At 61.1% G+C, this 7,786-nt stretch carries 8 protein-coding genes; 1 reads left to right on the forward strand and 7 read right to left on the reverse strand.

Annotated features, from left to right (window positions below):
- Positions 1 to 829: ATP-binding cassette domain-containing protein (locus AC1DX0_RS27090; RefSeq protein ID WP_477357470.1), on the reverse strand; the 829-nt coding region annotated here is incomplete at its 3' end.
- 61 nt (positions 830 to 890) lie between these two features.
- Positions 891 to 1,832, reverse strand: a complete 942-nt coding sequence (locus tag AC1DX0_RS27095) for a sugar ABC transporter substrate-binding protein (protein WP_477222573.1) — start codon at positions 1,830 to 1,832, stop codon at positions 891 to 893.
- Between the two features lie 179 nt (positions 1,833 to 2,011).
- On the opposite strand from AC1DX0_RS27095, the gene AC1DX0_RS27100 reads away from it, so the two are divergent.
- Entirely contained in the window at positions 2,012 to 3,016 is a 1,005-nt protein-coding gene (locus AC1DX0_RS27100) for a LacI family DNA-binding transcriptional regulator (RefSeq protein WP_477222572.1), read from the forward strand.
- Between the two features lie 530 nt (positions 3,017 to 3,546).
- Here the strand turns inward: AC1DX0_RS27100 and ccoS are convergent.
- The 5 genes from ccoS to ccoP all read right to left on the reverse strand — a co-directional run.
- Entirely contained in the window at positions 3,547 to 3,702 is a 156-nt protein-coding gene (ccoS, locus tag AC1DX0_RS27105; protein ID WP_477222571.1) for a cbb3-type cytochrome oxidase assembly protein CcoS, read from the reverse strand.
- A complete protein-coding gene (locus tag AC1DX0_RS27110) occupies positions 3,699 to 5,981 on the reverse strand; it encodes a cation-translocating P-type ATPase (RefSeq protein ID WP_477357472.1) in 2,283 nt (760 codons plus the stop codon). Before AC1DX0_RS27110 ends, ccoS begins: the two co-directional genes overlap by 4 nt.
- Before the next feature lie 5 nt (positions 5,982 to 5,986).
- Positions 5,987 to 6,793, reverse strand: a complete 807-nt coding sequence (locus tag AC1DX0_RS27115) for a DUF2189 domain-containing protein (RefSeq protein WP_477222569.1) — start codon at positions 6,791 to 6,793, stop codon at positions 5,987 to 5,989.
- 46 nt (positions 6,794 to 6,839) lie between these two features.
- Positions 6,840 to 7,052, reverse strand: a complete 213-nt coding sequence (locus AC1DX0_RS27120) for a hypothetical protein (protein WP_477222568.1) — start codon at positions 7,050 to 7,052, stop codon at positions 6,840 to 6,842.
- A partial coding sequence (gene ccoP / locus AC1DX0_RS27125; protein WP_477357474.1) for a cytochrome-c oxidase, cbb3-type subunit III occupies positions 7,049 to 7,786 on the reverse strand: 738 nt, incomplete at its 5' end. The genes ccoP and AC1DX0_RS27120, both read right to left, overlap by 4 nt.

Consider the following 7,786-nt stretch of genomic DNA (forward strand, 5'->3'; position numbering starts at 1 on the left):
AACTTACGCCACGCACCTTGGGCAGGCGTGTCAGGTTCCGAACGCGCAGGACGATCTCATGGGTCTGCGGCGCATATTCAGGCCTACCGTCGTTACCGACATGGGCAGAGCCGACGATCGCCTCGACCAACGCCTTCCTGGTCAATCCAGCACGGGTGAATTCGGCGACGGAATTGCCGTCGCGCAATACCGACACCCGATCGCAGAGTTTCAGAATCTCATCCAGGCGGTGCGAGACGTAAAGCACGGCCACACCGGATGCCGAGAGGTCCTTGATGATAGCGAAGAGCTTCTCGCTCTCGTCGGCCGAGAGCGAGGCGGTCGGCTCGTCCATCACGATAAGTCGCGATTTGCGAACCAGCGCTCGGCAGATGTTGATCAACCAATTCTCGGCGGTCGACAACCCTTTCACATTTGCGTTGAGGGAGGCCGTAATGCCGACGCGTCTCGCGATGGGCTCGACATTGCGGGCGATCGCCGCCCAATCGGTCAAGCCGAAGCGCGAGCGTTTCGGCACGCCGAGCATGATGTTCTGGAGGACAGTCATTCCCGGAACGAACGCCAGTTCCTGGTGAATAAAGCTCATGCCGAATGCCGTCGCGCGGTGCGCCGTCTCGATGCCGACGGCTTGTCCGTCGACCTCGATCGACCCCTGATCCGGATGGTTGAGGCCGGCGAGAATCCTGATCATCGTCGACTTGCCCGCCCCATTGGCGCCGACCAGCCCGTGAACCTCCCCCGCGATAATGTCGAGGGAAGCATTTCGCAATGCCTTGGCGCCACCGAAGGCCTTGCTGATGTTGCGTACGACAAGAAATGGAGGCGCCACGGGCGCCCCCATCTCGATTGCCGCATCTCCTGTTACCCTATCGGTCAAAAGCTGGCTGCGCCTACTGGATCGCGTCAGGATGCTTGGTCAGAAAATTCGCCACTGTATCCTTGGTCACCAGCACCGCCGGCACTTCGGCGGCTTTCGGCGTCCAGCTCTTCCCGGCGGCGGTGATCTCTTCAACCATTTTTGCCATATTGTAGCCTTCGGTGTAGCTGTCTTGCCATGCCGTTGCGGTCATGAAGCCATTTTTGATATTCTCGAGAGCCTGGGCATTTCCGTTGATGCCATACACCATCACATCGGTGCGGTTCTGAGCACGCAGTGAGCCGATCGCGCCGATCGCAGGATCATCCCAGCAGCCCCAGATAGCTAGGTTTTCAGCGCCTGCCGGATGCGAGGCGAGCCATGCATTGGCGTACTGCGCGCCATCTTCAAAGTAGCCGGGAATGCGCACTTCGTTTTTGGTCACCTTGATGTCGGGATATTTGGCGACCATTTCATCCATGACCTGCTCGCGGTTTCGGCAAACTTCACCCGTGTGATACGTGAGGGCAAGGATGGAGCCCTTGCCGTTCATGTTTTTGAGCATCAGGTCCACGACCGGGATGGCCATCGGGCCGCCCGAGCCGTTGGTGGCGGCAACGGTGCCGCCCAGCCCGCCCCCCCAAGTGACTACGGGAATGCTCGCGGAACCAGCCGCGGCTAGCCCGGCGCCGATCGAAGAGAACGGGAACACCATGTCAACGATGGCATGCGCGCCCAGCTGCGCAAAGTTCTGGATGGCAGCGTTGGCTTGGTCTGCATTGCCCGCCGCGTCGACCACGGTAACTTTCCAACCGAGTTCGTCGGCCGCTTTGGTCGCGCCCTGGATATAGCGGACATTGTTTGCTTCCGTGGCGCTGATCGACACTATGCCGAGCAGCGGCTTGTCGGCCGCGCTGGCGTGCGCGCCGGACAATGCTAGGGCCACTGCGAAAACGCCGAACGTCAGGTTTTTCATTGTTCTCTCTCCCATGTGAGGTTGGACGCGCATCTTCAGATTCAAAGCTGATAACCGCCTAACCGTTTCGGTAGATTTTCCCATCTTGGGCGGCTTCGCAAGAAAATTCGTGCAAACGAGCACGAAATAGGCGAGAGATTGGCGCCAAGATACAGCTAAACGATTAGCTAAGAGAGCAGATGGCCACCATAAAAGACGTCGCAAGAGCTGCCGGTGTGTCGACGGCGACGGTGTCCGCGGTCGTCAACGACACTGCCTATGTGAGTCCGGATTTGCGGGGTCGTGTGCTTGCCGCGGTTCGCGACCTTCGCTACGCGCCCTCGTTGGTCGCGCGGAATCTACGCAGCGGGCGCAGCCAGCTGATCGCGCTTGCCGTGGCGGATCTGGCAAACCCGTTTTACGCCCGCATCGTCACGGCAGCCGAGGCGGCGGTCGCCGCCTGGGGCTACTCTCTCGTGCTGTTCAACAGCGATGAGAAGCCCGATATTGAAAAACGCATTCTTTCGCGCATTCGAACCCTAGGGTGCGATGGGTCGGTCCTCGTTCCGGTAGGTCCCGAAAGCCAATACCAACGAAGGGATTTCGAGGGCGGCGTGCCGGTGGTCCTGCTTGGCCGTTCGATCGGAGATGCCGGTGTTGACACCGTCACGATCGACAATGTGTCGGCCGGCAAGCAGGCAACCAACTACCTCCTGGACCTTGGCCACCGCGAAATCGGATCCATCACCGGGCCAACGCAATTGACGACCGGCAGCGGCAGGCTGCAAGGCATGCTTGAGGCAATGGCCGCGCGCGGCCTCGCTCCGAAAACCGGGCATGTCCGTTCCGGCGAGTTCCGTGAAGACACCGCCTATTCAGTCGCGCGAGACCTGCTTGGACAGTTGGCCCGGCCCACGGCGCTTTACGTCGCCAATGGCGTCATGGCAATTGGAGTCATGCGCGCTGTCGCCGATCTTGGCCTGCGCTGTCCCGAGGATATCTCGATCGCGTCGACCGATACAGTCGCTGGAGCAGGCGGGTTGAAGCCGCGGCTTACCCGTACAGAGCATCCCGTTGCCGACATGACAAACGAAGCGCTGCGCATGCTAGTCGATCGCATCGAAGATAAGGTCACCTTGCCGGCGCGGAACGTCGTCTTCCAGCCCGCGCTCGTGGTCGGTGAAAGTTGCGCCCCAGTTAGATAGAATGTCGAGCTGCGAACGAGGGGTACTTCGATGAGAGACCCTCCACCTTTCGTCGTCGAGGTCATGACGAGCCTGGAGTGAGTGCGGCGAGGACAGCCGGTCGGGTTCACCTACCTCCCCATTTCGCGACAAAACAGCGCCCAGCCGCACCGCGTCGCCTTTTGTCCGGGCCGTTGCGCCACGAGGCAGCAGTAAATGTGATACCTATTGTGATACAAATAAATCTTGGCGGTCGAAAAAATATAATAAAAGCAATATCTTGAATCGCGTATTGATCCCAGCCAACGGTACCATCGGATTTGCTGACAATTTCAAGGTTCTGGCCGTCGAACTCGCTTCATTTTACTCATTTGTGTTACGGGTTTCAGCCTGTTCGTCAATTTTCGCCGTCTCATCGATGGCGCCTGTCACTCGTAGCTCAAGCCTCTCGGTCTCGAAAGACCTGCAACGATACGTGCGGTAATCGGCGGCAACGACGTGCAATTAGGCGGGTTCTGAACTCTGTATGGCGAGGACACGTATGAAGACGACTATTTGGGCTCGTCCAGATCGTCGTCCATCAAGATACGTGCCGCAGCCCCGTCCAGATCCTCGTACTGCCCGTTTCGCAATGTCCACATGAATGCTGCCAGGCCCAGCAGGCCGAGCAGGATTGCGACAGGCACAAGGAAAGCCAGATAGCTCATGTCGCCGCCTTCAAAGTCTGGGCGGAAAGCCGGCCTGACGCCCTGCGTTCGAAAGGCGCGCGGTAACCCAGACGCATGGCATTGGCCACCACCAAGACGGACGAGAGCGACATTGCGACAGCCGCAACGAGCGGCGTGACATAGCCGCACACGGCAAAAGGCACCGCAATGGCGTTGTAGCCCACTGCCAAGGCAAAATTCTGCCGGATCAGCTTTCCGGCATTGCGCGAAATCTCGTAGGTGTCGGCGACGCTCGCAAGGCTTTCCTTCAGGAACACGAAGTCGGCTGCGTTGCGGCCGACATCGGCCGCCGTCGCCGGAGCCATGGAGACGTGCGCGGCCGCGAGGGCTGGCGCGTCGTTCAGGCCGTCTCCCACCATCAACACCTTGGAGTGGGCAGCGGTGAGAGCCGCGATCCGCTCAACTTTGTCGGATGGAAGCATTTCCGCTGTGAAATCATCGATGCCGAGCTTCGAAGCCAGATYGGCCACGGCAGATCTGCGGTCACCGGACAGGATGCCAACATTGAGGCCCTGCCGGCGCAATCGATCGATCGTCGATCTCGCGCCGCTTCGCATGGTGTCTTCAAATACCAGCCGCGCCAGTTGCTGCCCATTCTGGACCAGTAGCGACACCGAAAACCAACCGTCCACGTCTTCCGGCATTTTGCGGCCCAGCGCCCAGTCGGGCCGACCCAGGCGATAGATGGTGGTTCGCATCCTGGCTTCGAGGCCGCGGCCGGGATATTCGGTGAGGTTCTTCATCGGGCTCGCTTCAACCGAGCCCTGCGATGCGGCAGCCAGAATTGCGACGGACATCGGATGCCTCGAGCCCGATGCCATTTTGGCGGCAAGCGCCAGCGCACTGGGGTCAGCATCAGCCCTGTTGACGAGATGGGGCCGGCCGAGCGTCAGCGTGCCGGTCTTGTCGAACAGCACAGTGTCGACTTCGGCAAGACGCTCGAGAGCAGAGCCATCCCGGACCATCACGCCTTTTTCGAAAAGCCGGCGGGCGGCGACGACCTGTACGATCGGGACGGCAAGACCGAGCGCGCAAGGGCAGGTTATGATCAGCACGGCGATGGCGATCGAAACCGATGCGTGCCAGTCCCTGGTGATCAGCAGCCAGCCCAGGAAGGACAGCAAGGCGATGGCATGCACGACGGGCGAATAGAGCGCCGAGGCACGATCCGCCAGCCTGCGATAGCGCGCCCTCCCGCCCTCGGCGGCTTCCATCATTCTGACCATTTCCGCCAGAAATGAATCCTTTGCCTCGGCTGCGGCCCGCATCGTCAGCGGTCCCGTCAGATTGAGCAGCCCGGCCTGGACCAAGGTCCCCGGAATGGCGGGCCTGGGTGCGGTCTCTCCGGTGACGACCGAACAATCTAGCTCCGAAGCGCCTTCCGTGACGATCCCGTCGACAGGGACCCTGTCGCCGGCGGCAATGAGGATCGAGGTTCCCGGCCTGATCTCGGCAATCGGCACATAGCGCCGGCCGTCGGCATCGACCACGATCGCGCCCCTCGGCGCGAGGCTCGCAAGCCCGGCCACGGCCGAGCGCGCCTTTTCCCGCATAACATGGTCGAGCGTGCGGCCAATGAGCAGAAAGAACAGAAGCGATGTCGCGGCGTCGAAATAGGCATGTGGTCCACCGTGAATGGTGTCGTAGAGGCTGAGCCCGAACGCCATCAACACGCCGATGGAAATCGGCACATCCATGTTTGTCCGGCCATTGCGCAGGGCAGCCCATGCGGAGAAAAAGAATATCCGCCCGGAATAGACGATTGCCGGCAAGGCGAGCCCTGCGGAAATCCAGTGGAACGCCTGACGGGTTCCGCCTTCGGCTCCGGACCAGACCGAAACCGACAGCAGCATGATGTTCATGGCGCAGAAACCGGCGACAGCGAGCGCCTTGATGAGCCGGGAATATTCGGGACTGCGCTGGTCGGTTTGCGCTGTGAAGACATGTGACGCGTAGCCCGCCGCTTTTAGTGCGCCAATGAGATCGGGGGCCTCATCGGCAATCGGTCGCCATTTCACGATGGTCCGTTTCATCGAAAGGTTGGCCCGGGCATACTCAACGCCGGGCAAGGCCGACAAAGTGCGTTCGACCGTGGCCATGCAGGATGCGCAATGAATTTCGGGTACCGACAGATCGGCCTGGTAAAGGCCGCCACCGAGGTCGCAACTTACAAGGACAAGTTCTTCGCGTGGACTGGAAAGCCGGCCCCCCGGGCCGATCTCCAGGGCAGCCTCAGCCCCAGGCGCGCAGCAGCTCATGAGCGCTACTCCTTCGACCCCGGCTCAAGCAAAATCGTCCTGTAGGCGTGCCACGTGGCATGGCCGAGCAGGGGAAAGGTGACGATCAATCCGACCAGCCCGGTTCCTAGACCAACAAGGGTTAGCAGCAGCACGATTGCACCCCAGGTGATCATCACCGGGCGGTTGTTCCAGACAAGCGAAATGCTTGTGCCCATCGCGGTAAACGCATCCGTTCGCCGGTCGAGCAGCATGGGAACCGAAAAGGCGCTGATGGCGAAGGAGAATGCGGCGAACACGCCGCCAACCACCGTGCCGGTGGCCAACATTGCCCAGCCGATGGTGGTGGTGAAAAGCATCGGCGCAAGATGGTCGAGACCAAGAAATGGCCGCCAGCCGAAGAATAGGGCGTAAATGATGACCGCGGCACGCATCCACAGCAGCGCCAGGCCGAGCATGATGAAACCGACGAAGAGAATCTGGCCGCCGGAGGCCGGCCGCACGAATATCATCCTGGCAAGCGAGATGGCTCTGCCCTGTTCCAACGACCGACTTTTTTCATAGAGGCCGACCGCTATCAGCGGGCCGACCACCATGAAGGCGGCGGTTGCGGGAAACAGGATGTAGTCGAGCCGAAACAGGAAAAGGCCGCCGACGATCAGCGCGGACACGGCAAAGACCGCCAGTCCATAGGCGAGACTTGGGGCCGGCGTCGCCATCAGGTCGCGCCAGCCGGCGCGCAGCCAGCCGAACGCTGCACTGGCCGGCAGACCGCGGTTGCGCGATGCGATGCGGACGAATTCTTCGTCGGTGGCCAAATGGAGATCACTCATTCCCATGATCCTTCCTGTCGTTTCGCTGGGTCGCGCATCTCAAGCGTCAGCACGACGAGCTGGCCGCAGCGTAGCTGTTCTTCGCGGGATCGCCGGGGTCCTTCAGATGCGGCACGCAGTCGGCTTGCGACGCGAAGGACACGTAGACCAGATGGGCATTGGCGGCGGCGACCAGCGCCAGTCCCGCCGTGACCAGGATGAGCGCGACAGTGCGCGATCGCGATCGCGGCCTCGACGGCAGGGCGGGGTCCAGGCTCACTGGGGGGCCTTCCTGAGGGAGAGCACATAGAGGGCAAGTATCTTGCGCTGCGTCGCGGAGATACGCTGTTCCCAACTAGGCATGGTGCCTTGCCGGCCGCCATAGACTGTCTCGTTGACGGACTGGAGGTCGCCACCATAGATCCAGTTGCTGTCGGTCAGGTCAGGCGCACCGAGGTCGTGCTTGCCCTTGGYATCGTCGCCGTGACAGGCGACGCAGTTCTGTTTGAACACGTCCTGTCCGGCAGCAATGCTTTGCGGATCGGCATCGAGGCCGTCGGTGGTGCCGCCGAGAGAACGCACATAGGCGACGACGTCAGCCAGTTGCTTGCTCTCGATCACCCCATCGCGGCCAAAGGCCAACATCTGCGAGGTTCGCGTATCGGGATGGGTAGAGTTGATGCCGACCCGCAGCGTTTCAAGGATTGTCTCGGGATCACCGCCCCAGAGCCAGATGCCGGCGGTGAGGTTGGGAAATCCCGGACCGCCCGTCGCCTTGGTGCCATGGCAAGCCGCGCAATTGTCGCCAAACAGCGTGTGGCCGGCCTCGCCGACGATCTTCATCATCGAAGGATCGGCCTGAATTGCGGCAAAATCCATTTGATCGATCTTTTGCGTCCAGGTTGAACGCTCCAGCGTCGCGTCCTTTACCAGGCGGTCGACGCTGGTTTTCTGGTCGATACCAAGCAGGCCCTTGGTGTAGGTCCGGCCCAATGGCCAGGCCGGCATGAGGAC

The sequence above is a fragment of the Mesorhizobium sp. P3_A9 genome (assembly GCF_056402975.1).